We start from the raw sequence: 26,330 nt of genomic DNA, 5'->3' as shown, positions 1-26,330 counted from the left end.
ATGTATGGGATAAGCTGTTAAAATATGCTAAAGGTTTTACTACCTATTATCTACAAGTTTTGAATGATAAAATATTCCTAAAAAAGTATTTTAGAGGTAGTACAATGTTAAATTCTCAATATTTACGAAGGATCCATTTAAAGAGGGAGGAAATCCCTTCTCTTAACAAATATCCTTTTAATCTGCAAGCTATTAAAACCCTAGATGAACTTGTGTTTCATCCGAATGTTACGTTTCTCATCGGTGAAAATGGCATGGGTAAATCCACTTTGTTGGAGGCAATTGCAGTTGCATTAGGGTTTAATCCTGAAGGTGGGTCGTTTAATTTCAATTTCTCCACATATGATTCTCATTCTTCATTAGCAGATTTTTTGAAGGTAATCAAAGGTGTTGAAAAACCTCAAGATGGATTTTTCCTAAGAGCGGAAAGTTTTTATAATGTAGCATCAAACATTGAAGAGCTTGATAAGGGTGGTGGCGGTCGAAAAGTGATTGATTCGTTCGGCGGTGTTTCCCTTCATGAGCAATCCCATGGTGAGGCCTTCTTTGCTACGTTTCTTCATCGTTTTAGGGGAAATGGCATCTATATTTTAGATGAACCAGAAGCCGCCCTCTCCCCATTGCGGCAGATGTCGATGCTAACAAGGATTCATGACTTAGTCAACGAACATTCACAGTTTATTATCGCAACCCATTCACCGATCATCATGGCCTATCCACATGCAAAAATTTTTGAATTTACAGATGAAGGTATAAAAGAAAGTAAGCTTGAAGAGACCAATCATTACAGAATTATGAAGCAGTTCTTTGACGATAAAAATCGGATGCTTCATCATCTGCTAGATGATTAAAAAGTAGGCAACAAAAAGAGCCCGGATGACCCGGGCTCTTTATTAATTACACCATATTTTTACCATAAAAGATTTCATCCATCTCCAGCTTAAGTCTTTCAGTTATTTCAATATGTTCATCAGGGGATAATTTATCTTTTGTATAACCGAACAAATAATTGTTTAAATCAAACTCCCGCAGCTTACATTTTGTGTGGAAAATGTTTTCCTGATAAACGTTCACATCAATCATATCGAATAACTCGCCAACGTCTTCAGGAATGTAATTTTGAATGGAGTTAATTTCATGATCTATAAAGAGCTTATGCCCCGTTTTATCCCGGGTAAATCCACGTACCCGGTAATCAATAGTCATCACATCCGTTTCGAATGCACGGATTAAATAGTGAAGCGCCTTAAGTGGTGAGATCTCCCCACACGTCGAGACATCAATATCTGCTCTAAACGTACTGATTCCTTCATCAGGGTGAAATTCCGGGTATGTATGAACAGTGATATGACTCTTATCTAGCTGCATCACCACAGATTCCGGAAGCGGTCCCGGTGATTCCTCGAATGATTCAGACGGAGCATTCGTAACAGGTCCCTCAGAAACCAATAACGTTACACTCGCTCCTGCAGGTTCAAAATCCTGGCTGGCTACATTTAATACGTGAGCACCAATGATATCGGAAACATGCTTTAAAATAGACTCCAGCCTCTCTCCACTATATTGTTCATCAATATATTTCAAATAGGCTTCCCGCTCTTCCCTTGTTCTTGTATAACAAATATCATACATATTAAAGCTTAGTGACTTCGTCAAATTATTAAAGCCGTGTAATTCAATTGCCTGCTCGTGCGTAAGTCTCATGGCAATTCCCCCTTGTAAGAATAACATTCGAAAGTAAATATTATTAAGATACCCATTGTTATACCCAGTTACTTATTTTTTAAAAACTTTTTGACCTTGATAATTCTTTCAATCTTGTGAACAATAATCGAAGGACTTTCTTAAGAGGTGAAAGGATGAAGAAAAAGTTTTGTCTAATATTGATTTTCCTATTATTACTTCCTAATCTAGCAATAGCGAAACCTAAACCGTTGAATGTAAAAGTAACATTTGTTAGAGATGGATTTCTTTGGACGAAAATTAATGGCAGGGAAGAAAAAATCACGATTAAGCCTACCAAGTTTAGCGAGCCACCGCAATGGTCACATGATGGAAAGTGGATTGTCTATGGTATAGAACCAAAAGAGACGCTTAGTCCGAACTTAAAGTCCCAAACAGAAATTTGGGTATATAGTTTGGAGACGAGAAGACACAAACGGATTACATATGACGGTTCGAACCCGAAATGGTCACCAGTTGAGAATATTCTAGCCTTTAAAAGTGGTGGTGTCTTAAATGTTTCCAACCTCGAGCAGTTTTATAATGTTGCCTTAGGTGTAGGGGATTATAATTGGATCCCAGATGGAAAGGCATTTATCACCTCCTCTGGAGCTTCACTTCGTCCCGATGGATGGACAAACCCTGTTCTATATAAAATTGGACTTGAAAAAAATTTTACAAAAATAACCAGTTTAACGAAAAACGTGAAAAAATTCTATACCATCCCTAATGAACTGAAAAAAGGGAAAGTTAGTATATTGGCAATTGATGTAACTAATTTTCAATTTTCCCCTGACGGGATGTGGATTTCCTTTATGGTCAGCCCTACTGCTTCCTGGTCAATGGACAGTAATATGATGTGTGTGATCTCCTTTGATGGACAAACCTTTGAGGTTTTAGATGAAATTATTTGGGAAGTGAACTCTCCTAAGTGGGCGCTTCATCAAAATCGGTTAGGTTATATTGCGGGTGGGGGAAGAATTGTTATGGGGTTTAAGAATAAAAAAATGAAGGTCACAGAACTTCCGGCATTCAACTCAATCAGTTTAACTCCCCCTCACTTTGCCGAGTTAGGTTTTACATGGAGAGATGATCAGTCAGTAGTTGTGTCAAGGGTTAAGGAGAGAGAATGGTCAAACGATCCTAAATTGAGACCGGATCCTTCTTTATTTTTAATAAAAATGGGTGAGCAAACACAATTACAATTGACGCACCCGACAAAGGGGTTTGGTGATTATCATCCTATTTTTCTTCCTTCTGCCCGTAAACTAACCTGGGTAAGGAAAAAGGATTTAGCTGAAACACAAAGAGATTTATGGATTGCTGATCCAAATGGAGAGAACGCTCAGATATGGATTAAAAATGTGGATGGTTACGATTTTTATAAAGGAAAATAGTAGATGGCATGCCCCCTTTTCATGTGAAAGGGGCTTTTTTGTGTGAAAAATTCATTTATCGGCCACTTTTTGGAGTTTATCAGCCACTTCTACATTTTATCTGCCACTTTTTGAGATTTATCTGCCACTTCCACACCTCACCCCTTCCAATTTTTACAATTACCCCATTGACAAAAAGAATATTCAGAATATATATTACTCTTAAAAGTAATTATTTTTCTCTAAAGAGTAATCACAAAGAATGGAGGATTACAAATGGAGCTTTTACGATTGAATGTTGAGTTATTACGTAAGCGTGTGCCTAATCTGACGGTTGCAGCTGCTACCGTCGGATTGCGTCCAGCTACGGTTTCTAACCTTTGTACAGGAAAAATCCCTTTGGCTCGTGCGGAGGTCAAGACCCTTGTCACACTCGCGGACCTGGCAGACTGTACTGTAGATGAATTAATTATCAGAGGAACACATGCGGAGATGCTAGAAACCGGTATTAAAGTCATCGATTTCTTTGCCCCGTTAACACGAGGGGGTACCACTGGATTAATTGCTAGACCAGGAATGGGGCAGCTTGTCGTTTTAGCAGAGATTTTCCATCGAATGAACCTCAGTGGTTATGAAACCTTCTTCTTGAAACCGAAAGAAGATGCTGTGGGATTAAGTGATGTCATCAACGAAACGAAACACGTCTGTCACTCTGTTGAGGAAGCATTTAAAAAAATAGAGAACATGTCCAAACAAACCATTTTTCTAGCTGCAGATCGGCAAATGGTTTTAACCGGGGAGATCTACGACCTGATTGAAAAATTAAAGGATGCAAGAGTCACTCCTACTACTTTGTTAGTGGATTTACGAGGCGAAGCTGTCGATGAACAAGACCCATTTGGACCATTAGATACTCTGTTGCATTTTGATGCGGAGCTGGTTTCTCGAAAAATTTACCCTGCAATTAATCCTCTCTATTCTACTTCCGTTTTAATTGAGGGAGGAACTCTTTCTAAAGTACATTTGCATACACAACAGCAGGCAAAAAAAGTCCTGCGTCGTTATCGTGAATTACGTTTTCTAGGAATGGAGCGAATCCCTGCATCTGAGCGAGAGACTTATCACAAAGGAATTCGTCTCGAGGCGTATTTTACACAACCATTTTTAATAACAGAGCCTTTTACAAAGAAAAAAGGAGTTACAGTATCCACTCAAGCGACGGTCACAGATGTCCAACGAATTTTAAAAGGGGAAATGGATGATGTAGATGCGGAGACTCTTTTCTATATGGGTGAACTCAAAAAATAGGAGGAATGAACAATGTCAACCTATCAATCTGGATATGCTGAGATTAATGGAGCTACAATTTATTACGAGGTAAAAGGTGAAGGTCGCCCCGTGTTACTATTGCATGGATTTCCTCTAGACTCAAGAATGTGGGATGATCAATTCGAGGAATTATCTAAGTACTATCAAGTTATTCGCTTTGATTATGCAGGCTGTGGAAAGTCCAGTCACCACGATGAAGATTATTCTCTAGTAGAAGATGCTAAAAGCATTTTAACATTTCTTGGTGTGGAAAAAACGAATCTTGTGGGTCTCTCAGTTGGTGGGAATTTAGCAATGGACTTTACCTTAGCCTATCCGGAGATGGTCGATAAATTGATTGTGGCTTCCTCAGGTTTGTTGGGGTGGAGTGATTACTCTCAAGAAAGACAAAATTATAATAAAGAAGTGAATGAGCTATTTCAGAAGGAGTCCCTTGAAGCAGCGGTTAAGCTAATGTGCAAAGCATGGGTCGCAGGTCCTTTTCGATCAATAGATGTTATCCATCCAACTCTTATAGAGAAATATTCAGCTATGCTGTCAGGGAATTTAACTAGCGATAGTGGAAAAGGTAAAATGATCTTACCTGAGACGAAAACGATGGAATTGGTTGGGAACATATCGGTTCCCACGTTGATCATTTCCCCTGATATCGATTTCCCTGATTTCAGTGCAATTTCAGAATTCCTTCATGAAAAGATTACAGACTCACAGTTAGTTGTGATCCCAGGTACTGCACACATGATCAATATGGAAAGACCATTGGAATTCAACCAGCTTGTGGTGGAATTTTTAAACAGGACGATGATTCGCTCATAAACCATAGGAATTCGCTCATAAAATATAAAATCCGATCATATCTCATAATAATTTGCTCATTAACAGCTAAAACTCGCTCATATGTCCCAACAAATTCTAAAATAAAAAAGAAAAAGCAGCTAGTCGCAGCTGCTTTTCCTCTATTTCACTTGATAATTCATCAAAAGTTCGATTTCTTCGTCGGTTAATTCCCGGTATTCTCCCAACTCAAGGGTTTCGTCTAATGCAAGAGGTCCCATGGAAATACGTTGGAGGTATACGACTCTTTTTCCAACCGCTTGGAACATTCTTTTTACTTGATGAAATTTCCCTTCGGTGATTGTTAACTCAATATCAGAACGAATTCCCGATTTCAATATCTTTAATTCACCCGGCTTTGTTTCATAGCCGTCATCTAAGGTTACTCCATTAGCAAAGGCTCTAATATCTGCGTCTGTTACTTCCCCATCAATCACAGCAAAATACGTCTTGGGAACATGTTTTTTCGGTGCCAGTAATCGATGCGCCAATTGACCGTCATTGGTGATTAACAATAAGCCTTCTGTATCCTTGTCCAATCTTCCAACAGGAAACGGCTCATACACTTGGTCTTCAAGTTCCAATAGATCAATGACAGTTTCACTATTATTATCCTCCGTTGCTGATAAAACTCCTGGAGGCTTGTTCATCATTAAATAGATAAATTCTCTATATTCAATGACCTCACCGTTCAGCGTGACGGTTTGTTTTTCTGGATCAACATGCTGTTTTGCATCTTTCACCACTATATCATCTACTTTAACAGAGCCGCTTTTTAGAAGTTGCTTTACTTCTTTTCGGCTTCCGTAACCAAGATTAGCTAGCATTTTATCAATCCTCAACTGAACCCCTCCTTTTTTGTAATTTTAACTTTGTCATCAAGCGGTCCAACCTTGAACCGAACAAGCGGTTGGCGAGGCCTGATTTTAACCCTAAATAAAAATAAATGGATGCCCCGACTCCTGCACTAACTAGAATAATCAAAATAGATTGCCCTTTCGATGCTGAAGAAAGAAATAGTGATAGAAACTTATACACTACTTCCGTCCCAGCCCACATCAAACCGGCAAAGATGATAATTAATAAACTCCTGCGCCATACAAGACGGAACGGATAACGGGAATAAGTTTTTATAACAATCAGATTGATAATAATAGCTGCAGTATATCCAAGAGTTGTAGCTAATACAGCTCCTTTTGTTTCCATCATCTTAATTAATGGGATATTTAAGGATAATTTTATTAATAATCCTACGAGTAAGCTTAAGATCGTAAAGCGCTGTTCATTAATGCCTTGCAATATAGCAGCGGTTACAGAATATAAAGAGAAAAGAATCGCAACTGGTGCGTACGCTCTTAATACCTCTGCACCGATTAAATCATGCTGATAAAAGACTGTGTAAATAGGCTCAGCCAACAAGGAAAGACCGATGGAAGCTGGCAGCGTTAAGAATAATAAGACCTGGAAAGTTTGATTTAGTTGTCGATTCATATTTTTTCTGTCGTTAGCAACAAAAGCCTTTGTGATACTTGGAACAAGTGTTAGAGAAAAGGCAGTCGCAAGTGACACTGGAATAATGACAATCTTGTGAGATTCAAAATTCAACATTGAGAAGAAGTCCTTTGCAACTTTCGATGAATATCCGATCTCACTCATTGCCTTTGAGAAAGTAAATTGATCAATCGCCTGAAACAATGGATTCGCAATTCCTACTAAAACAAACGGGAAGGCAGATATAAATATTTCTTTATAAATTTCCTTAAGAGAAATATCCATTGTACCTTTATCATGTTCAAGCAGCTCATCTAAATACGGTTTTCTCTTATACCAATACCAAAATAAGACAGCTAGCCCTCCAATTGCTCCAATAAAAGCAGCAAAGGTAGCAACACTAACAGCCGTTACCATTTTTCCATGGAAAATATTTAATACTGCATACGCTCCTAGTAGAGTGAATAGAATGCGAACGATTTGTTCGACTACTTGAGAAAGAGCCGATGGGCCCATGGACTGATGCCCCTGAAAATAACCTCTAATTAAACTCATAAACGGTACTACGATTAATGCAAAGCTAACCGCTCTCATGACCGTGGTAACCTCTTGTAAATTAGCCTTTTTCTCTTGTGTACTCATTTCAGCTAAAATTGGGGAAGCAAAATACATGGCTAAAAAGGCAATAAATCCAGTTACCAGCATAATCATTAACCCGGATTTAAATAACTTTCTGCCCACTGCATATTCTTCCAGTGCATTATATTTAGAAATAAACTTAGAAACCGCTAATGGTACACCAGCCGTGGCGACGCTAATGAAAATAGTGTAAGGAACATATGAGTATTGATAAAGAACCGTCCCTTGGCGCCCGACAATTTGAAAGAATGGAATAACATAAATCAAGCCCAGAATTTTGGAAAGTATTGTTCCAAAGGTTAATATAAATGTTCCTCTTAAAAGCTTAGATTGCATAAAATCCCTTCCTACCCGAAGAAATACGTGCGTGTTTTCACAAAGTACCTGTCGACTTTTTTGCACACTATTAGTAGTTTACAACTCTTTTCCCTTCGATGCTACTAACAAATCAAGTTAATTTTATTTAAATCCCGTCTATTTGTTTTAATTTATCAAGAAATGTTTATAATGAAGTGACATGAAATCTTTGAAAGAATATAAAGTTGGTGTAATTATGGAATATGATGTAATTGTCATCGGAGGAGGCCCATCCGGTTTAATGGCTGCCATTGCCGCAGGTGAAAAAGGTGCAAAAGTACTTTTAATAGATAAAGGCGACAAGCTTGGCCGAAAGCTTGCTATTTCTGGAGGCGGACGCTGTAATGTGACGAATCGCCTGCCAATTGAAGAAATTATTAAACACCTACCTGGAAATGGAAAGTTTTTATATAGTGCATTTTCCATCTTCAGCAATGAAGATATTATCACATTCTTTGAAAAACTAGGAATCGAATTAAAGGAAGAAGACCATGGGCGTATGTTCCCTGTTTCGGATAAAGCACAATCGGTCGTTGACGCCCTTCTACATCAACTGGAAAAGCTTAACGTGAAAGTGTTCAAAAATAGCCCTGTAAAGGATCTCCTATATGAAGATGGTCAGGTATCCGTTGTCTTGTTAAAGGATGGCCAACGTCTATCAGCCAAATCTATTGTGATTGCTGTTGGCGGAAAGTCTGTTCCCCATACAGGATCCACAGGTGATGGATATGCATGGGCGGAAAAAGCAGGGCATACCATTACGGAACTGTTTCCTACTGAGGTCCCTGTCACATCCAGCGAACCTTTTATCAAAAATAAATCGCTGCAGGGGTTATCTTTACGGGATATTGACTTAAGCGTCTTAAATCCAAAAGGGAAACCGATTATCTCTCATCGAATGGACATGCTGTTCACCCACTTTGGCATTAGCGGCCCTGCTGTATTACGTTGCAGTCAATTTGTTGTAAAAGCGATGAAGAAATGGAACTTAAAAGAAGTTACCATGAGTCTTGATGCACTACCCGATAAAAAGGAAGAAGAAATTTTTCAAGAAATTGTTAAACTAGTAAAAAGCGAACCTAAAAAGAGTATTAAAAATACACTAAAAGGATTGCTGCCTGAACGGTATTTACTATTTCTCTTAGAACAAAATAGCATCGACCCATCAGAGCAGGGTGGAACAATTTCCAATGAAAAGATCAGAAGTTTTTCTAAAAGCTGTAAGCAGTTTCTAATTAAGGTAAATGGCACCCTTCCACTTGAAAAAGCTTTTGTAACCGGTGGAGGGGTCTCCGTGAAAGAAATTGAACCTCAAACCATGGGTTCAAAACTAATGAACGGCTTGTATTTTTGCGGGGAAATCCTTGATATTCACGGGTATACAGGTGGCTATAATATTACCTCTGCGCTCGTAACCGGAAGACTTGCTGGGACGAACGCCGCCCTCTTCGCTAAATCGAATTATCATCCTATTTGGTAAAAGAAAAAGAATCCTATTAGTGAAACACTCCCTTCACTAAAGGGTTCTTTTATTATTATGCTCGATAGATAATCATTGCTGAAAAGCAATAGATTTGTTCTTCCTCTTCCTCTTCTGTCATTGCAGCAACGTTATATTTAATATCGAGCAGACTCTGCTCATCAATTCCTCTTAAGAAACGATTCATTTCTTTTTCTAAATCCTTCTCATGCTCCCGGTCAAATAACTTTACTTGTATCACTGTACTCTCCCTCTCCTTTTTTACTATCATTATTTACCATTTTTCTGAATTTTAAAAATTAAGGTCTGGAAAATTTAAGTTTATATTAAGGTTTAACTTATAAACTCCTACATGTAAGACATTTGAAAGAGGAAAGGAGCACTACAATTGGATAAAAAACAAAAAATCTCATGGAGTGTTAGCTTTGGTAGTTTAGCTTTAGTGGTAGGAATGGTGTCCTATCTGGGATTATCAAATGGAGATCAAGCAAACAATTCACTAGCATTAAATCAGGGGCAACCTTCTAACAATAATTCCAATCAGCAGTCACAAGACAATTTTAATTCTCAAGCGCCTGAGGAATCAAATCAAGGATATAATCATTCTTTTCGGGGGGATCGCTCCTCTCAATTTAATCCAAATGACCAAAATTCAGATAATAGTGATCAATTTTCGGGTAATAATGATCAATCCTTTGAAAATAGTAATCAGCAAGATCAATTCTCAAATGGTGGGAGTCCTGAGATGGGCCATCATGGTGGATTTGATACTACTACTGGTGGAACCTGATGTACTCCTATCGATTCAACTCTATGAGTACGATTGTTCAAATTTCTATCAATCATGAACTGTTTGCAAATGATATGATGCCCATCTATAAACTATTTGAATTAATAGAGTCGACTTGTAGCCGGTTTCGTGAAGATAGTGAACTGTGTCGGTTAAATCAGCAGGTAGGAAATGAAGTCACGATTTCTAGTGAAATGTTGTCCATTCTTACCGATGCCCTTCGTTTTTATAAGGAAACAAAGGGAATCTTTAATCCTTGTGTATTAACGTCACTAGAGGACAATGGTTATGCTAGATCGATTGAATATATTAAGGGACAGGTAGTCGTACCAATCCCTTCAACTGTTGTAACTATGCCTCAATCACCATTTACTCTTAACAAAGAGCAGCAGACAGTCACACTTCATGCCAAAATTGATTTAGGTGGAATTGCCAAAGGCTGGGTCATCGATCGTGCCACTGAACTCTTGGAAAAGATGGGCTACGGTTTTATTAATGTAGGCGGAGATATTCGAATTTTTGGAGAATTACCTCGTACATTAAACATAGGAATTGAGAGTCCTTTTGATGAAAAACAAATGATTTCCTCTATTCAAATGACCAGCGGTGCGGTAGCAACCTCCACCTCTATGAAAAGAAAGTGGATTGCCAATGGCGAGTGGAAGCATCACCTAATTGATACAAGAACGGGGGAGCCATCTGAGAGTAAGATTTTATCTGCGACTATTTCCGCTCCAACCGCTGTAGAAGCTGATGTATGGGCAAAAACCGTCCTCCTTTTAGGAGAAGAGCAAGGGAAAGAGTGGATTAAAGAAAAAGGCACGCAAGCAGTTTTAATTAATAGGAAAAATGAAATTTGGAAAGGAGGAAATTAGTCATATGGAAATGTTTGAGTGGTATATGATTCGAGCTACTGGAACGGTGTCTTATTTGCTACTTTACCTATCAGTCCTTCTCGGCCTGTATTCTCAGGTTCAAAAAAAGAGAAAACAAAAAGTTACCGTTTCCTTGTTTTTACATGAAGCGCTTTCCAATTGGGCACTAAATCTTGTCTTAGGCCATGTTGGTTTTTTGCTCATTGACTCATATTTTTCCTTTCAATGGGTTGAAGTGTTAACACCTTTTAATACAGACTATAAGCCCCTGCAAATGGCAATGGGGACAGTGTCATTGTATTTTTTAATCATGACGATCGTCATCTCAAAAGCACGAAAAAAGATTGGCTATCAAAAATGGCGCAAATTACACGCCTTGAATCCGATTCTCTATATTTTAGTGACGCTGCATGGACTATTCATCGGTACAGACTTCCAAGGGGTTGTCCTTTTAGTCATCAATATACTTCCAGCCTTGCTAATAGGTAGCTTGCTTTTTAGAGATAAGCCGACTCTTGAAGCAACTCATTGAGACAAAAAACCGATTCTCCAAAAGGACGAATCGGTTTTTTTGTTTATTACTTTGTTTCACCTGACCAATTAAGCATTCCGCCAATCATGTTGCGGACTTTGTAGCCCTGTTCCTGCAAATAATAGCAGACATTCCCACTTCGGGCACTAGAGCGGCAGATAAAAATATATTCTTTATCCTTGTTAAAGTAATCAAGATTTGCAGGAATATCGCCCATACGAATATGCTTTGCACCTGGAATCATTCCTCCTGCTACTTCCTCATCTTCTCTTACATCTACAATTTCAAGCTTTTCCCCCGCTTCAAGCTTCTTTTGTAACTCTTCAGGTGTAATAATTTGAATTTCTTCCATGTCATCCATCCCCTTTTTAAGAGTAAAGAGGCTTACCCCGTTCGCTTTGGAGGCAGCCTCTTCATTTCATTTAGTTTGCTACAATGTTTACAAGTTTACCCGGAACAGTAATCACCTTGCGTATGGTTTTTCCTTCGATTTGCTCTTTCACTCTTTCATCATCCATCGCAATTCCTTCCAACGCTTCCTTACTAGCATCCGTTGGTACCATAAGCTTTGTTTTTACCTTACCATTTACCTGGATTACAATCTCCACTTCGTTATCTACTAACTTCGCTTCATCATAGGCTGGCCATGCCTCATACGAAATGGTTCCGCCGCTATGACCAAGCTTTTCCCAAAGTTCTTCTGCGATATGTGGAGCAACAGGTGATAGCATTTTAACAAAGCCCTCCATATAATCCTTTGGAAGCACAGTTGCTTTGTAGGCTTCATTGATGAATACCATCATTTGAGAAATAGCAGTATTGAAACGTAAGCCCTCGTAATCCTCAGTTACTTTTTTCACGGTCTGATGATACACTTTTTCCAAATTAGATGCTTCTTCATTTGGCTGAACTTTTGGATTTAACACTCCATTTTCTTCTACCATCAAACGCCAAATCCGGTCAAGGAAACGACGTGATCCGTCTAAACCATTTGTTGACCATGCAATAGATGCATCAAGTGGTCCCATAAACATTTCATATAAGCGAAGTGTATCTGCACCATGGCTGCTTACAATATCATCCGGATTCACAACATTTCCTTTTGATTTACTCATTTTTTCATTGTTTTCGCCTAAAATCATTCCTTGGTTAAATAGCTTTTGGAATGGTTCTTTTGTTGGTACGACTCCGATATCATACAAGAACTTATGCCAGAAGCGCGCATAAAGTAAGTGAAGTACGGCATGCTCGGCACCACCAATATAGATATCAACAGGAAGCCAGTGGTTTAACTTCTCTTGGGAAGCTAGAGTCTGATCATTTTTAGGATCAATATATCGTAAGTAATACCAGCAGCTGCCTGCCCATTGTGGCATGGTATTCGTTTCGCGGCGGCCTTTTTTACCTGTTTCTGGGTCAACTACATTTACCCAATCATCAATATTGGCTAATGGGGATTCTCCTGTACCAGATGGTTTGATATCTGTTGTTTTTGGTAATGTCAATGGAAGCTGATCTTCCGGAACAGCAGACATTGTGCCATCTTCCCAGTGGATAATTGGAATTGGCTCACCCCAATAACGCTGACGGCTGAACAACCAATCGCGTAAACGGAAGGTTACTTTCTTTGTTCCGATTTCTTTTTCTTCTAACCAAGCAATCATTTTTGAAATGGCTTCTTCTTTGTTTAAACCATTTAAGAATTCAGAATTGATATGTTCACCGTCACCAGTATATGCTTCTTTCTCCACATCTCCGCCTGCTACTACTGCTTTAATTGGTAAATTGAACTCCTTCGCGAATTCAAAATCACGCTCGTCATGTGCAGGGACTGCCATGATCGCACCTGTTCCGTAGCTTACTAATACATAATCGGCGATCCAGATTGGCATTTTCTCACCATTCGCTGGGTTGATGGCATAGGCACCAGTGAATACACCCGTTTTTTCCTTTGCAAGGTCTGTACGCTCAAGGTCACTCTTCGTTTTCACCTTATCTAAGTATGCCTCCACTGCCGCACGCTGTTCTGCTGTTGTAATTGTATCAACAAAAGAATGCTCTGGAGCCAGAACTGCATAGGTTGCACCAAATAATGTATCTGGTCGAGTGGTGAATACAGTAATCGTTTCATCGTGTCCGTCAATTTGGAAGTTTACTTCAGCACCTTCTGAACGTCCGATCCAGTTGCGTTGCATTTCTTTTAAGCTTTCAGGCCAATCAAGTTCTTCAAGATCTTCTAATAAGCGATCACCGTAAGCAGTGATTTTTAGCATCCACTGCTTCATTGGACGGCGCTCAACTGGATGGCCGCCACGCTCACTCTTACCATCGATGACTTCTTCATTAGCCAAGACAGTTCCAAGTGCAGGGCACCAGTTTACGGCTACTTCATCTATATATGCTAAGCCTTTTTCGTAAAGCTTTAAGAAGATCCACTGTGTCCACTTGTAGTATTCAGGATCTGTCGTATTTACTTCACGGTCCCAATCATAGGAGAAACCTAATGCTTTGATTTGTCTGCGGAAGGTATCGATATTTTTTGTCGTAAACTCGGCTGGATCGTTCCCCGTATCCAACGCGTATTGTTCTGCCGGAAGACCGAAGGCATCCCAGCCCATTGGGTGAAGGACATTATAGCCTTGCATACGCTTTAAGCGTGAAAGAATATCGGTTGCTGTGTAACCTTCAGGGTGTCCTACGTGTAGGCCAGCACCTGATGGATATGGAAACATGTCTAACGCATAAAATTTGCGTTTATCATATTCTTCACTTGTTTTGAATGTTTTTTCTGCTTCCCATTTGTTTTGCCATTTCTTTTCGATTTGTTGATGATCGAAACTCATTGTTAGCTCCTCCTAGTAAAAAATAAAAAAATCCCCTCATCCCAAAAAAGGGACGAGAGGATTGTATGTATCTTCCCGCGGTACCACCCACATTAGTGCTTATGCACTCACTTCATTCATCCTTAACGCGGAATACGGCAAACATTACTGTTCCTTCATGTTTGCAACTCAAAGGCGAGTTCATGATGTACCCGATTGACTTTCACCAGCCGTCAACTCTCTTCGTACGGGTATGGACCACTACTACTCCTAGTCACTGTCTTTTCAATATGAAGTATCACGGTTATTGTATTAAATTTATCATAAGTATGCAAGTAAACATAGCCTAATTTCAGAATTGACCAAATCACAAAGCTTTAAACCTCAATAAAAACAAAAGACAAAGGAAAATTGGGCCTTTGTCTTACTGTCCGTGTCGGATGGACAAATCCCTACATTTGTCCACGGATGGTGCCTGACACCATTTTTGTTTTTAAAGTGCGGTCATAGATTAAAGTAGTTACGATTGCGATGATGAATAGTCCTATAAGGACAATAAATAGGGCTGAGATATCGTAGATGTCTACGATTATCCCCCCAAGCAGAGGGCCGATCATCCTTCCGCCAGTAGCGGTGCTGTTGACGATTCCCTGATAGAAGCCTTCGCGTCCTTTAGGTGCAAGGTTAAAGGCAACGGTTGGTACAGCAGGCCAGATAAACATTTCTCCGATTGTTAAGATAATCATCGCAACTAAAAGTCCAGAAAAAGCATTTGCCTTTCCTGCAACAATAAACGAAACGATAAAAATACCAATCCCGATCAGCATTTGAAGCTTCAGTGAGGATGAAAGTCGCTTCAATACCCCATTTAAGAGTGGCTGCCCTAAAACGATAATGGCACCATTTATTGTCCATAACAAGCTATATTGGCTTAACGAAATGTTGATTTCCTGTGTATAAGAAGAAATCGTTGTTGACCACTGAACGTATGCAACCCAACAAAGTAAATACCCTAAACACAGGATTAACAATGCTTGCAAATTATTTCTGTTTTTTACAACTGGTCCATCTGTATCACTTGTTATTGGCTTAGCTGAAGCCGTAGCGATTCCTTTATAGCCAAACACAGCAATGAGAAGAAAAATGATATACATGATAGTATTAGCAAGGAAGATTAGTTGGAAGGAATAATCTGCCACAATCCCTCCAAGCGCAGCTCCAACAGCTACACCCAGATTTTGCGCCACATATATGGCGTTAAAGGCTTTGCGTCCACCTTCCACCCACACAGTTCCCGCCATAGCATACATCGCTGGAAATACCACCCCAGAACCAAAGCCGATGATGGTTAAAAACACAATGTATGCTGGCCAGCCATGCCAAAACGTCAGGCCAATCAGCGCTGCGAGCGTAATACCAATTCCCAAAATAATAGATTTATAGCCGCCTATTTTATCGAATAGACTGCCGCCATACAGATTTCCGATGACACTGGCTGCTGAGTTCAGCATCAATACAACACCAGCAACGGATAAGGATTTACCTAAATGATCGTGAATATAGATTGTATTTAAAGGCCATAAAAAAGAAGAGCCTGTTACATTCACTGCCATCCCGATGATTAAGAGCCATAAGGCACGTGGCATGAAAAAAACGCTCCTTTACAATTAGCTATTTCAATTCCCAAAGAAATATATTATTCCTTTTTCAATTTATGCGCAATCATTTTTTATATCCAGTTGGTTCCTGGATAACTTCAATTGACACTCCACAATTAATTTGACAAAATAAACGCAAGAAAACACTGTTTCTGAAGGAGAAACAGTGTTTTCTACAACGTTTCCTAAGGCTCTTTCCATTCTTATTCCTTCTTGGCGGGACGAATAAGATGTTTAATGGAGGAGTCTATTTTTTTACAGGCGGTACAACAGGGGCTTGGGCAGGAAAATAACGGTTTATCGCCTTATCTTTTTTCTTCTCATTAACCTTTTCATCTAGGACGGCTTTTTTCACTTTTTCAATTTCCATATCCAACTCATCCATGTTCACGCCTTTTTTTACCAGTTCTTCAGTAGCTAAGCGAATGGCTTTATTAGACTGTTCAATAGAGATTCGTAATGAATCCATGGATCCTTGTGGATTATGGAAGCCTGCAGAGTTTTCAGCTGCAATAATATCCCAGTACCACTGTCCCTTGCGCACAAATTCCTGTGCTTGTTTAATTTTCTCTTGGCTCACACCAGAAGTAATCATTTTGTTTACATAATAGTGAGAGGTGGTTGAAACGTCCTGCGCTTCGTGTAATGCACTGACATTTGCCTCTTGAATTTCAAGGACTCGATCTTTTAATTTGTCTAAATCACGGTCTCCGTGGCACTGGCCGCAAGAGGTTTGCATTGTTTTAAGTGGAGAAGTCCACCAGTGTGATGTGATCTTTCTTTTTCCATCGACACGTTCATACGGCATGTGGCAATCTGCACATGAGACATTAGCTTTGCCATGTGTACCGGATGAGTGCGTTTCATATTCAGGATGTTGTGCTTTTAACATAGGAGTACCTGAAATATTACTTACCCAGTCCTTCTCAAAACCGTTTTCTTTTGCAATGGTATTATAGTATTCATACATTTCTTCAGGCTTAAAGCCTTTTGTCCAAGGGAAGGTTACTTCACTATTCTTGGAGGCAAAGTAGTACTCCACATGACATTGTCCACATACATAACTGCGCATATCATTTTTCGTTGGTTTTGATACATCTACTCCCTTAGCTTCTAAAGCTTTATAAAAACTAGGACGTGTCACTCGCAAGTCCATCGTTTTTGGGTCATGGCAATCAGAGCAGCCAATTGGAGAGTGGCCCATCGCTTCACCCTTTGGCCAAATATCCTTGTTAAAATTGGCCCCCCAATAGCTATCGCCCATTTCCTCAATCATTTTTGGAACGGCCGTTGATTTACATGTATAACAAGAACCTACAGATTTATCAGTAATTCGTTTAACATTACGAATATCTTCTAATGCATACGTATGCCCACGCTCTTCGTTATACTCGGTTGCGAATCCATAACCATTAAACAAAATCGGTAGCAATGGCTCTTTATCCTCATCATACTTGCTGCGTTTAACAGAGCCCCCGTATGTTGTATCTTCCATCTTTTCATTTTTCTTATAACTGTTGTATTGAAGCGGAAATAAGTCTTTAAATGCTTCATTACTAATTTCATCGGCTGAGAGGCCTGTCGTCTTTTTACCTGCCGCGGATGCTGTTTTATCACCAGACTCATTGCCACAGCCAGTGATTAATAGTACAACTGCAAGCAGGAAAAGATATGCCCCATATCGGAACCTTCCCATTCTTAAAATCCTCCCTTATTTTCTAATAGTTCTCCTGATTTAGGTGGCTTATTATAGTGGTCATCTTTAAAGCCTTTCCCGTGTGGTACTGTTTTGTGACAGGAGACACAACTATCCTTCGCATCATGAGACACATTGGTAATGGTACTCTTGTGACAGGAAACACAGTTTTCATTGATTACTTTCATCGTACGGTCAGTTGCCTCGATGACATTCGGGATATCATCTGTTCCTAGTGAGTTGTAATACACATGGGTCATCCCTGCTCGACCTTTAAAAAATAACTTTCCAACTTCACTCTTGTGTGGCAAATGGCAGTCATTACATTGAAGTTCTGCATGAGTGGAGTCCATGAATGACGTGTATACATTCTTCATCGTATGACAGTTTTGACAGAAACCAGGTGAATCCAGATACGCCATGGTCTTTACTGTTGTGAGTGATAGAAGGACACCGATTAGAAGTACGACTACAAATAGAAATTTTTTGTTGATTTTTAAAAGCTTTTTGAACATCTCTTCACCTCCCATAGAATTCTTTTTCTCTCTTTTTATTTATTAAAGTACTTATGTACCTTAATCCCCGGTAGATTGTTTTCTTTTTCTTTTCTTTAAAAGAATGGCCATGGTCCCTGCTGAAAGGACAGTTACTCCACCAAATGCGCCAACGGCCAGATGTGTGGCATTCTTCGTCTCTTTCTTTTCATCTATGTTTACTGGATTATTATTTAGTTCTGTTGTTGGTTTCGTTTCTTTACGGTCATACTTCATTTTGAATTCTTTCTCGTCCCCTGCTTTCACATCTTGGAAAAGATAAGATAACGTTTTATCTCCTTCAGCATGATTCTGATTCTCTTTTGGAGCTGGCGTAAGCTTCATATTCTTTGCTTTTTCGGGCTGGGTAAAGGAAATGTGAAGAAGTCCAATATCAGCAAAACTTTTAAAGTCATACGCTAATGACTTCTTTTCTTTTTTAATCATTAAGCTATCGGTAAAAAATTCAATTACGAATTTATATCGTTCATTTGGACCTATTTCTTCACTTGTAGTCCAGGAAATGGTTTTTTCTTCACGATCTAGTACATATTCAATCTTATAAGCCTTGCTTAAATTACTTGAGTAATCTCCTATGTAGCCAATTCGAAAATTCTTCTCCTTAGTTGGCAGCGGAATTTCGATTTGACCTTTTTGGGGAACTTTTGAGTTGTTTATCATAGTCCCTTGATAGCCGATTAAAAGTGGAGCATGGTCCTTTTTTTGATCATTTGGGTGATACGCATACTCCGGCATGATATGTATCGACAGTTCTTCTATGCTTAAAACACCTTGATTTTCTGCATAGCCATTCATTGGAAACATTAAGACGAAGAACATACTTAGGAAAAATAGATACTTTTTCATTGGTACTCCTTTCAGGATCGGTTGGTAAAAAATATGGATAAATTGTGAATATGTTCACATGGTATGTTTAAAAAGTTGTTAGGTGACCGTCCTCAAACTCCTTGGTCCCCTAACAGAAAGTGGAGGTTTTGGAATGAAATCTTATAATCCATACCTTATTTAAACCATGTTAAACACACCCAATCTGTGACCTACATCACATATCAAAACTGAGTTGTTTCGAATGTGTGAACGGGATTTTTCTTCTATTTTCAAGGTGTTTTCGTTGAAAAATTTATATAGAAGGGGTTTAAGGGGCTTTTTTAACGAAAAGAAGAGGCAGACTTTTTTGTCGGCCTCTTCTTATTTTTTTTAGGAGGATTGATTTTTTTCTTGGTGGAATTTAGACTTCACTGGCTGGCCGCCAGTTTTTTCGTACTTCTTTTTGGATTGTTTAACCACATCGAAATCCTGACCAAGCTCTACGTCTTGATTATTTACTCCATTTCGAGTTTTTTGCTCAGGGTTTTGTTGTTTTGAACGTTTTTTCAAGGTTTCTCCTCCTCTTAATGACTTTCAAGGATCATTGAGTTTTGAAGCTGCTGCAGCTGCAATCTCATTCGATGGAGTTGTTCACGCTGTTGTGAATTCGCACTATGTGCCATTTTAGCAATGTCCTGATAGGTTTCTTCTAGCTGTTGTAATGCTTTTGTGTAATCATCGTCATTATAATGCTCTTGAAGGCTGCTTTGCTTATATTGATCCTCAGCATGTCGAAGCGCATCCTCACACTGCTGCATTAGATTATCCATTGATTCACGAGTAGCCATGTAAAAGAACCCCCTTTATTTTGAAGCAAGCACAATGCTTCATTTCTTATTTTGTTCTTGTTTCTTTTTCCTATAACAGAACCAATTTGATAAATGCTGCCAATTTTTCATGAAAGAATTTCAATTGGATATGCTCTAGCGTTCATGATAAAATTTTTCTATCTTATTCAATTTATTGAGTGGAAATTTTTTAACAAGGAGGTTTACTGAATTGATTCAGACTAAACCTTTTCCCTATGCTGTAGATGATAAGCGATACCATACATGGAATTACCATTTGCGAAACCAATTCGGTCACAAGGTATTTAAAGTGGCACTGGACGGAGGCTTTGACTGCCCAAACCGTGATGGTACCGTTGCCCATGGCGGTTGTACTTTTTGTAGTGCTTCTGGATCGGGAGATTTCGCTGGAAACCGCGCGTATGACCTGGAGAAACAGTTCATTGACATTAAAGAGAAAATGCACACCAAATGGAAAAACGGCAAGTATATGGCCTATTTTCAGGCATACACAAATACTCACGCACCCGTTGATGTTCTGCGTGAAAAATTTGAAAGAGTTCTACAACAGGAGGGTGTTGTTGGCTTGTCAATCGCCACTCGTCCAGATTGTCTCCCGGATGATGTCGTCGAATATTTAGCGGAATTAAATCAAAGAACCTATTTGTGGGTGGAGCTTGGCCTACAAACGGTCCATGAACGAACGGCCCATCTAATTAATCGAGCCCATGATTTCCAATGTTATATTGATGGTGTTAATAAATTAAGGAAGCACGGGATTCGTATTTGCACCCATATTATTAATGGACTGCCGCTTGAATCGTATGACATGATGATGGAAACGGCACGTGAAGTTGCAAAACTTGATGTTCAAGGGATTAAAATCCATTTGCTTCACCTTTTAAAAGGCACACCAATGGTTAAGCAATACGAAAAAGGAATGCTCGAGTTTCTTTCCAAAGATGACTATATAAAATTAGTATGTGACCAATTGGAGATTTTACCGCCGGAAATGATTGTGCACCGAATCACAGGTGACGGCCCAATTGACTTAATGGTGGGTCCAATGTGGAGCGTAAATAAGTGGGAAGTGTTAAATAGCATTGATTCCGAGTTAAAAAAGAGAAACAGCTGGCAAGGAAAGTATTATCACGGGCAGACGGAGGAATAAAGTATGAAGATGGATCGTATTTTATCTTTTGCCAGAAACTTACTTGAAAAAGCAGTAAAACCTGGAGATATCGTGATAGATGCCACATTAGGTAATGGCCATGATACTGTTTTTTTAGCCGGTCTGGTTGGAGATAGTGGAAAAGTGTACGGGTTTGATGTACAGGAAGAGGCGATTGCTTCGAGTAAGGATCGCATAAAGCAGCATGCGCTTTATGAACGAGTAGAGCTTTTTCACGAAGGTCATGAGAATCTTTCCAGACTCATCCCAGGCAGGCATTATGGTAAGGTTACTGGAGCTATTTTTAACCTAGGTTATTTACCAGGAAGCGATAAATCAATTGTAACCCGTCCTATAACAACCATTTCAGCGATTGAACAATTATTAGAAATAATGACTCCAGAAGGCATCATTGTACTTGTTATTTACCATGGTCATGTGGAAGGAGCAGTTGAACGTGATTCCTTGCTCGATTACTGTCAGCAACTAGATCAAAAAAAGGCACATGTCCTCCAATACCAATTCATCAATCAGCAAAATAATCCGCCATTTATTGTGGCTATTGAAAAACGCTAAGAGGCTGACTAGAAAGTCGCCTCTTTTATTTTGTCATTAATCTTACGACAAAGGATGGTACAGATTTTTGAATGGAACGGTAGGCAAGTCCATTAAAATAAAAGAAATAACTAATCCACCCACCAGATTTAATCATTCCTCTTGCCAGCTTACGGACATTTTTTTGCTTTCGTACTTTCGCATCAGATAAATAAATCCCTAGCAGACCGCGATTGATCAGCTGGTGGAACTTTTTATGCGGGAGAAACTCTGTATGCCTATCGGCTTCCACTACGAAATGGTTTAAACGATTAAACAGAGTTTCCTGATTTTCATAGTAAGCACAAAAATTCAAGTCCCCTCCGGCAATATCCTCTTCTTGATCAATAAAATAATCCAACAAGATATGTAAGCCCTGAATATAAGGGAAATACCCTTTACGAATGTTCTCAGCATCGCTGGTCTTAAAATCGTCTCGCATAGCATAGGAGACTAAACAAAAAATCCCCAATGTAGAGCCAGAACATGCGGAGAATTCATACCATTCCATTTCAGGCAAATGCTGTTGGTACTGATTAAACCATTTTTCTAAGCGTGGGACACGTTCATCGTGAACCACATGTTTATTTATTTGTAGGTCGCAATAATACTTGCATAGTTCTAGAAGATAATCCCTTATCTTGTCATAATGTTTTAATTCTCTTAATACTGAACGGCAGGTTTCCGATAGATCATGCAAATAATTATCGTCGTCTTGGTCTTCACGGAACCGGTAATAGTTTTTTTCCTCAGCATTTAAAACCAAGGCATCTGACATAGATTCATGCAGGGCAGCAAAATCGATAGGATCAAGAGACGTACTTCGGTCACAAAGATTATCTAAATAATCACTAATCGTTTGATAGGCCACAATGAATTTTATTGCATTTCTATACTCTCCTTTGGCAGTTAGGGCAAGAATGGATCCTCCTTCACAGTGGAAGGTTTTATGCTCAATACTTGCCAGGGCCTGTGTCCTTAGTTCAGGATTCGGGATTTTCTCCGCTCGGCTTTTCCAATAGGCCAATTCTTGATGGACTGCTGGAAGTACTTTTCGATAAACCCTGGACATGAGGGTGATTGGCATCATGGAAAATCAACTACCTTTCTATACAATATAACCAATAGCTTTTAATTGACTATTTACAAAATCCTTAGCATATTCAAATACCTCTTCACGCTCTGGCTCATTAAAGATTTCATGATAGCATTTTGGCCATTCCTTAAATCTTTTTTCGGATAATGGGGCTTGATTAAACCATTCCTTAACGGTTGCCTTATTGACAATTAAGTCATCCCCACCCTGCATCACCAGCATCGGAATATCCTGTGTTTGATCCATAGTTACGAACGCCTGCTTCATGGCAGCGACTAACTCTCTATACCATCTGACAGAGACTTTTGTAACGTATAGGGTATCATTGGAATCCGCTTCACGAACATCTTCATTTCTAGTCGCCATTTGAACCGTTAAGCCTGAATTCATCCGTAAAGATGGGAATACCACATTCAAACCATAAGATAGGATTTCTACAATTTTAGATGGGGATTTAACCAGGCCCAAACATGGTGATGACAAAATGACACCAGCAATGTTTAGCTTTTCTTCCTGTAATAAACGGATAGAAATTAATCCCCCCATACTATGTCCTAATAAAAAAACAGGAAGCTCGTAACGGTATGCTGCTTGAATCCAATCCTTTACCTCATAAATGTATTCGTCGAAGGAATCGATATGGCCACGGTTCGCCCTCGTTGTCATACCCTGACCTGGAAGATCGGCCATAATTACATGAAAGCCCGATGAACGCCACATTTCAATCAGCCAGCCATATCGTCGGTGATGTTCCATTGCACCATGAACCATCACAATGACTGCTTTTGCCTCCCCTTCCGCTTCCCACTTCCACATATTTTTTCCCCCTAGAAAATTGTAATTGCTATTTGTTGAAAAGTTCATTTTACTATAGTCATTAAAAAAGATGAATTTTTTGAATTTCCGGTCATGCATTCGCTACAATAGAGATATCATCGATAAAGGAGCGAACAGAATGATTTACCCTTATAAAGATAAATATCCATTAATTGCTGAGACCGCATTTATTGCCGATTATGTAACGATAACTGGTGATGTTGAAATTGGTGAACAGTCCAGCGTTTGGTTTAATTCAGTGATTAGAGGAGATGTTGCCCCCACCCGAATTGGTAATAAGGTAAATATCCAAGATAACTCTATCTTACACCAAAGCCCTAATAACCCGCTAATTTTAGAAGATGAGGTAACCATCGGTCATCAGGTCATCCTTCACAGCTGCATCATTAGGAAACGAGCATTAATTGGTATGGGCTCTATTATCCTCGATCAAGCTGAAATTGGTGAAGGTGCGTTTATAGGTGCAGGGAGCCTTGTTCCTCAAGGTAAAAAAATTCCACCTAATACCTTAGCATTTGGCAGACCAGCAAAAGTTATTAGAGAATTAACAGAAGAAGATATAAAAGATATGACAAGAATCTATACAGAATATGCAGAAAAGGCCCAATATTATAAGTCACTGCAATCATAAATTTAAAAAATAAAAAAAGGCTGACTCAATGATCAAGAGTCAGCCTCTAAACGATTAATGTTTAAGTGATTCTAAAACTCTTTTCTGTGCATAGTCACGTTGAAAAGAATAAACATCTTCAACATACACTTGATGCCACACCATAAACATAAGAACGGTCCAAATTTTACGGCTGTTGTCTGCCTTACCTTGACAGTGGTCTTCAAGCAATCGTAATACATACGCTTTATTAATTAAATGATCCGTATTACTTTCACGGATTATTTTTTTCGCCCAATCGTTCATCTCATTTTTTAGCCAATGACGGATGGGAACAGGGAATCCAAGCTTCTTACGGGTAAGAACATGCTCCGGAACAACCCCTTCAGCTGCCTTGCGCAAGATATATTTTGTTGTGCCGTTAGCTGTTTTCAAGCTTGTCGGAATTTTAGAAGCTACTTCAAAAACGGCCTTATCCAAAAACGGGACACGAAGCTCTAACGAATGAGCCATAGTCATTTTATCCGCTTTTAGAAGAATGTCGCCTCTCATCCATGTATGGATATCAATATATTGCATTCGATCCACTGGATCATAGCCTCTAGATTCCGCATAAAGAGGATTAGTAATGTCTGTATACTTTAGTCCTTCATGGTAAACATTCAATAAATCACGTTTTTCTTCTTCTGTAAACATTTTGGCATTTCCGATGTAACGCTCTTCCATAGGAGTTACACCACGCTCAATGAAGCTCTTTCCTTTTGTTCCTTCTGGCATCATATTGGCAATTCCTTTGAGAAGGACTTTCCCTACTCGAGGAATTTTGTTGAAAATCTCTAAATCTTGTGGCTCACGGTAGATGTTATAGCCGCCAAATAATTCATCAGCGCCCTCACCTGAGAGAACAACGGTTACGTGTTTTCTAGCTTCGCGAGCAACAAAGTAAAGTGGTACGCAGGCAGGATCAGCTAGGGGGTCATCCATATGCCACATAATTTTGGGAATTTCATTCATATATTCTTCAGGAGTAATCACATAGCTGATATTTTCCACACCCAGTTTCTCCGCTGTTTCTTTTGCCACATCAATTTCACTGAAGCCATTTTGTTCAAAACCAACAGAGAAGGTTTTGATGGCAGGATGAAACTCTTTTGCAATAGAAGCAATAATAGAAGAATCGATACCACCAGATAGGAAGGAACCTACCGGTACATCACTGCGCATATGCTTTTCGACTGAATCGAATAAAATATCACGAATTTCTTTTGTAAAGTCACTTTCAGATTTTTGAACAGGACTAAAATGTGCCTTCCAATAGCGCTTGATTTCCATTGGTGAGCCAATTTTTTTTGTGAAATAATGACCAGGCTCAAGCTTTTTAATTCCTTCTGATAAGGTATTTGGTTCAGGAACAAATTGATACGTTAAATAATGCTGCAGAGAATCATAGTCTAAAACATCATTTTCAAGTGCAAGCAAGATACTTTTCTTTTCTGAAGCAAAGAAGGTCTTCTCACCGTCTTGTAAATAAAAGAATGGTTTGATACCGAATGGATCACGTGCTCCAAATAATTTTTGCTCTTGTTTATCCCATATGACAAAAGCAAACATTCCACGCAGCTTTTCTACAGCTTTCTCTTTTAAATGACTGTATAAGGCAATAATAACCTCAGTATCAGAGCTCGTTGCAAACGAAAGGCCCTCTTTTACCAATTCCTCACGAAGCTCGACATAGTTATACACTTCACCATTAAAAATAATCCAGTAACGTTCGTTTTCATATGTTAATGGCTGATGCCCACTCTCAATATCAATAATACTTAAGCGGCGGAATCCAAATTGAATATGTTCATCATAATAAAAACCATCATCATCTGGTCCGCGATGGGTAATGATATCGTTCATATTTTTAAATTGTTGTTTTTGTTCATCACTATAGTTTTGTGTTTTGTCGTGTACACAACCGATAAAACCACACATTATGTACCTCACCTACTCCAATCTAAATTAAACATTCTCTAAAAAACATCTCTATAATACTACCACTTTTTTATTAAAATAACACTGTGAACTTATAGGTAATTTTCGTACCATCATTTTTCACTTCTTTTGACCTACGTAAACATTTTATTCCAATAACCAATTACGTACCAACCATTTAGACGAAAAAAGAAAAAGAGAGTTACATTTAAAATGCAACTCCCTTCTATAT

26 protein-coding genes and 1 other annotated feature are annotated in these 26,330 nt (G+C 39.0%); of the genes, 11 read left to right on the top strand and 15 right to left on the bottom strand.

The genetic code is table 11. The features are described 5' to 3' along the window. Positions 1-104 precede the first annotated feature (104 nt). Complete coding sequence (locus AA0X95_RS09240) at positions 105-851, top strand: AAA family ATPase (RefSeq protein ID WP_413308139.1); 747 nt, start codon at positions 105-107, stop codon at positions 849-851. Positions 852-897: 46 nt separating this feature from the next. Here the strand turns inward: AA0X95_RS09240 and speD are convergent, their stop codons facing one another. Further along, entirely contained in the window at positions 898-1,704 is an 807-nt protein-coding gene (speD, locus tag AA0X95_RS09235) for an adenosylmethionine decarboxylase (protein WP_413308136.1), read from the bottom strand. A gap of 155 nt (positions 1,705-1,859) precedes the next feature. On the opposite strand from speD, the gene AA0X95_RS09230 reads away from it, so the two are divergent. The 3 genes from AA0X95_RS09230 to AA0X95_RS09220 all read left to right on the top strand — a co-directional run bounded on the left by AA0X95_RS09230 (position 1,860) and on the right by AA0X95_RS09220 (position 5,243). After that, the gene (locus AA0X95_RS09230) at positions 1,860-3,119 is read left to right on the top strand and encodes a TolB family protein (protein WP_413308133.1); all 1,260 of its coding nucleotides are present in this window, start codon (positions 1,860-1,862) and stop codon (positions 3,117-3,119) included. A 255-nt stretch (positions 3,120-3,374) separates the two neighbouring features. Beyond that, the gene (locus AA0X95_RS09225; protein ID WP_413308130.1) at positions 3,375-4,406 is read left to right on the top strand and encodes a hypothetical protein; all 1,032 of its coding nucleotides are present in this window, start codon (positions 3,375-3,377) and stop codon (positions 4,404-4,406) included. Between the two features lie 12 nt (positions 4,407-4,418). After that, the gene (locus AA0X95_RS09220; RefSeq protein ID WP_413308126.1) at positions 4,419-5,243 is read left to right on the top strand and encodes an alpha/beta fold hydrolase; all 825 of its coding nucleotides are present in this window, start codon (positions 4,419-4,421) and stop codon (positions 5,241-5,243) included. A gap of 140 nt (positions 5,244-5,383) precedes the next feature. Here AA0X95_RS09220 and AA0X95_RS09215 read toward each other — a convergent pair whose 3' ends face one another. Further along, entirely contained in the window at positions 5,384-6,103 is a 720-nt protein-coding gene (locus AA0X95_RS09215) for a pseudouridine synthase (protein ID WP_413308123.1), read from the bottom strand. Further along, on the bottom strand, positions 6,093-7,727 hold the full coding sequence (locus AA0X95_RS09210; RefSeq protein ID WP_413308120.1) for a putative polysaccharide biosynthesis protein: 1,635 nt from the start codon (positions 7,725-7,727) through the stop codon (positions 6,093-6,095). The genes AA0X95_RS09215 and AA0X95_RS09210 overlap by 11 nt, the downstream gene beginning before the upstream one ends. Before the next feature lie 217 nt (positions 7,728-7,944). On the opposite strand from AA0X95_RS09210, the gene AA0X95_RS09205 reads away from it, so the two are divergent. After that, positions 7,945-9,228 (top strand): NAD(P)/FAD-dependent oxidoreductase, encoded by a 1,284-nt coding sequence (locus AA0X95_RS09205; protein ID WP_413309924.1) that lies wholly within the window; start codon positions 7,945-7,947, stop codon positions 9,226-9,228. A 55-nt stretch (positions 9,229-9,283) separates the two neighbouring features. Here AA0X95_RS09205 and AA0X95_RS09200 read toward each other — a convergent pair whose 3' ends face one another. Beyond that, positions 9,284-9,469 (bottom strand): sporulation protein Cse60, encoded by a 186-nt coding sequence (locus AA0X95_RS09200; protein ID WP_335529969.1) that lies wholly within the window; start codon positions 9,467-9,469, stop codon positions 9,284-9,286. A gap of 147 nt (positions 9,470-9,616) precedes the next feature. On the opposite strand from AA0X95_RS09200, the gene AA0X95_RS09195 reads away from it, so the two are divergent. Genes AA0X95_RS09195 through AA0X95_RS09185 form a run of 3 tightly spaced genes read left to right on the top strand, consistent with a single transcriptional unit; the run spans position 9,617 to position 11,425 of the window. After that, on the top strand, positions 9,617-10,018 hold the full coding sequence (locus tag AA0X95_RS09195; protein WP_413308116.1) for a hypothetical protein: 402 nt from the start codon (positions 9,617-9,619) through the stop codon (positions 10,016-10,018). After that, positions 10,018-10,893 (top strand): FAD:protein FMN transferase, encoded by an 876-nt coding sequence (locus AA0X95_RS09190; RefSeq protein ID WP_413308114.1) that lies wholly within the window; start codon positions 10,018-10,020, stop codon positions 10,891-10,893. The genes AA0X95_RS09195 and AA0X95_RS09190 overlap by 1 nt, the downstream gene beginning before the upstream one ends. A gap of 4 nt (positions 10,894-10,897) precedes the next feature. Beyond that, the gene (locus AA0X95_RS09185; RefSeq protein ID WP_413308111.1) at positions 10,898-11,425 is read left to right on the top strand and encodes a ferric reductase-like transmembrane domain-containing protein; all 528 of its coding nucleotides are present in this window, start codon (positions 10,898-10,900) and stop codon (positions 11,423-11,425) included. A gap of 46 nt (positions 11,426-11,471) precedes the next feature. Here the strand turns inward: AA0X95_RS09185 and AA0X95_RS09180 are convergent, their stop codons facing one another. The 8 genes from AA0X95_RS09180 to AA0X95_RS09145 form a co-directional block, all read right to left on the bottom strand. Then, on the bottom strand, positions 11,472-11,777 hold the full coding sequence (locus AA0X95_RS09180) for a rhodanese-like domain-containing protein (protein ID WP_413308108.1): 306 nt from the start codon (positions 11,775-11,777) through the stop codon (positions 11,472-11,474). Positions 11,778-11,847: 70 nt separating this feature from the next. Next, positions 11,848-14,268: a leucine--tRNA ligase gene (gene leuS, locus AA0X95_RS09175; RefSeq protein ID WP_413308106.1), complete on the bottom strand. Its 2,421-nt coding sequence runs from the start codon at positions 14,266-14,268 to the stop codon at positions 11,848-11,850. Between the two features lie 45 nt (positions 14,269-14,313). Then, positions 14,314-14,534, bottom strand: a binding site (T-box leader). A gap of 165 nt (positions 14,535-14,699) precedes the next feature. Then, positions 14,700-15,893 (bottom strand): MDR family MFS transporter, encoded by a 1,194-nt coding sequence (locus tag AA0X95_RS09170; RefSeq protein WP_413308104.1) that lies wholly within the window; start codon positions 15,891-15,893, stop codon positions 14,700-14,702. 259 nt (positions 15,894-16,152) lie between these two features. Next, entirely contained in the window at positions 16,153-17,601 is a 1,449-nt protein-coding gene (locus tag AA0X95_RS09165; RefSeq protein ID WP_413308101.1) for an ammonia-forming cytochrome c nitrite reductase subunit c552, read from the bottom strand. Between the two features lie 2 nt (positions 17,602-17,603). Continuing rightward, a complete protein-coding gene (locus AA0X95_RS09160) occupies positions 17,604-18,116 on the bottom strand; it encodes a NapC/NirT family cytochrome c (RefSeq protein WP_308082835.1) in 513 nt (170 codons plus the stop codon). A gap of 60 nt (positions 18,117-18,176) precedes the next feature. Then, on the bottom strand, positions 18,177-19,001 hold the full coding sequence (locus AA0X95_RS09155; RefSeq protein WP_413308098.1) for a hypothetical protein: 825 nt from the start codon (positions 18,999-19,001) through the stop codon (positions 18,177-18,179). Between the two features lie 351 nt (positions 19,002-19,352). Further along, the gene (locus AA0X95_RS09150) at positions 19,353-19,532 is read right to left on the bottom strand and encodes a glycogen biosynthesis protein GlgD (protein ID WP_308082833.1); all 180 of its coding nucleotides are present in this window, start codon (positions 19,530-19,532) and stop codon (positions 19,353-19,355) included. A 14-nt stretch (positions 19,533-19,546) separates the two neighbouring features. Further along, positions 19,547-19,810, bottom strand: coding sequence for a YtzC family protein (locus AA0X95_RS09145; protein WP_413308095.1), 264 nt, complete (start codon positions 19,808-19,810; stop codon positions 19,547-19,549). 211 nt (positions 19,811-20,021) lie between these two features. Between AA0X95_RS09145 and AA0X95_RS09140 the strand changes: the two genes are divergently transcribed. Then, positions 20,022-20,981 carry a TIGR01212 family radical SAM protein gene (locus tag AA0X95_RS09140; RefSeq protein ID WP_413308093.1) on the top strand — a complete coding sequence of 320 codons (960 nt, stop codon included), beginning with the start codon at positions 20,022-20,024 and terminating at the stop codon, positions 20,979-20,981. Positions 20,982-20,984: 3 nt separating this feature from the next. Beyond that, on the top strand, positions 20,985-21,557 hold the full coding sequence (locus tag AA0X95_RS09135; RefSeq protein WP_413308091.1) for a class I SAM-dependent methyltransferase: 573 nt from the start codon (positions 20,985-20,987) through the stop codon (positions 21,555-21,557). 25 nt (positions 21,558-21,582) lie between these two features. Here AA0X95_RS09135 and AA0X95_RS09130 read toward each other — a convergent pair whose 3' ends face one another. Together AA0X95_RS09130 and AA0X95_RS09125 are read right to left on the bottom strand one after the other, a co-directional pair. After that, positions 21,583-22,665, bottom strand: a complete 1,083-nt coding sequence (locus AA0X95_RS09130) for a tetraprenyl-beta-curcumene synthase family protein (RefSeq protein WP_413308088.1) — start codon at positions 22,663-22,665, stop codon at positions 21,583-21,585. 18 nt (positions 22,666-22,683) lie between these two features. Beyond that, positions 22,684-23,487, bottom strand: a complete 804-nt coding sequence (locus AA0X95_RS09125) for an alpha/beta hydrolase (RefSeq protein WP_413308086.1) — start codon at positions 23,485-23,487, stop codon at positions 22,684-22,686. A 139-nt stretch (positions 23,488-23,626) separates the two neighbouring features. On the opposite strand from AA0X95_RS09125, the gene AA0X95_RS09120 reads away from it, so the two are divergent. After that, complete coding sequence (locus tag AA0X95_RS09120; protein WP_413308083.1) at positions 23,627-24,139, top strand: gamma carbonic anhydrase family protein; 513 nt, start codon at positions 23,627-23,629, stop codon at positions 24,137-24,139. 54 nt (positions 24,140-24,193) lie between these two features. Here AA0X95_RS09120 and asnB read toward each other — a convergent pair whose 3' ends face one another. Further along, entirely contained in the window at positions 24,194-26,098 is a 1,905-nt protein-coding gene (gene asnB / locus AA0X95_RS09115; RefSeq protein WP_413308081.1) for an asparagine synthase (glutamine-hydrolyzing), read from the bottom strand. Between the last annotated feature and the right edge of the window lie 232 nt (positions 26,099-26,330).

It is taken from the genome of Neobacillus phoenicis, assembly GCF_047302305.1.
Lineage (GTDB): Bacteria > Bacillota > Bacilli > Bacillales > Cytobacillaceae > Neobacillus.
The sequence above is the reverse complement of the archived record's forward strand: the minus strand, read 5'-3'. Positions and strand labels throughout refer to the sequence as shown.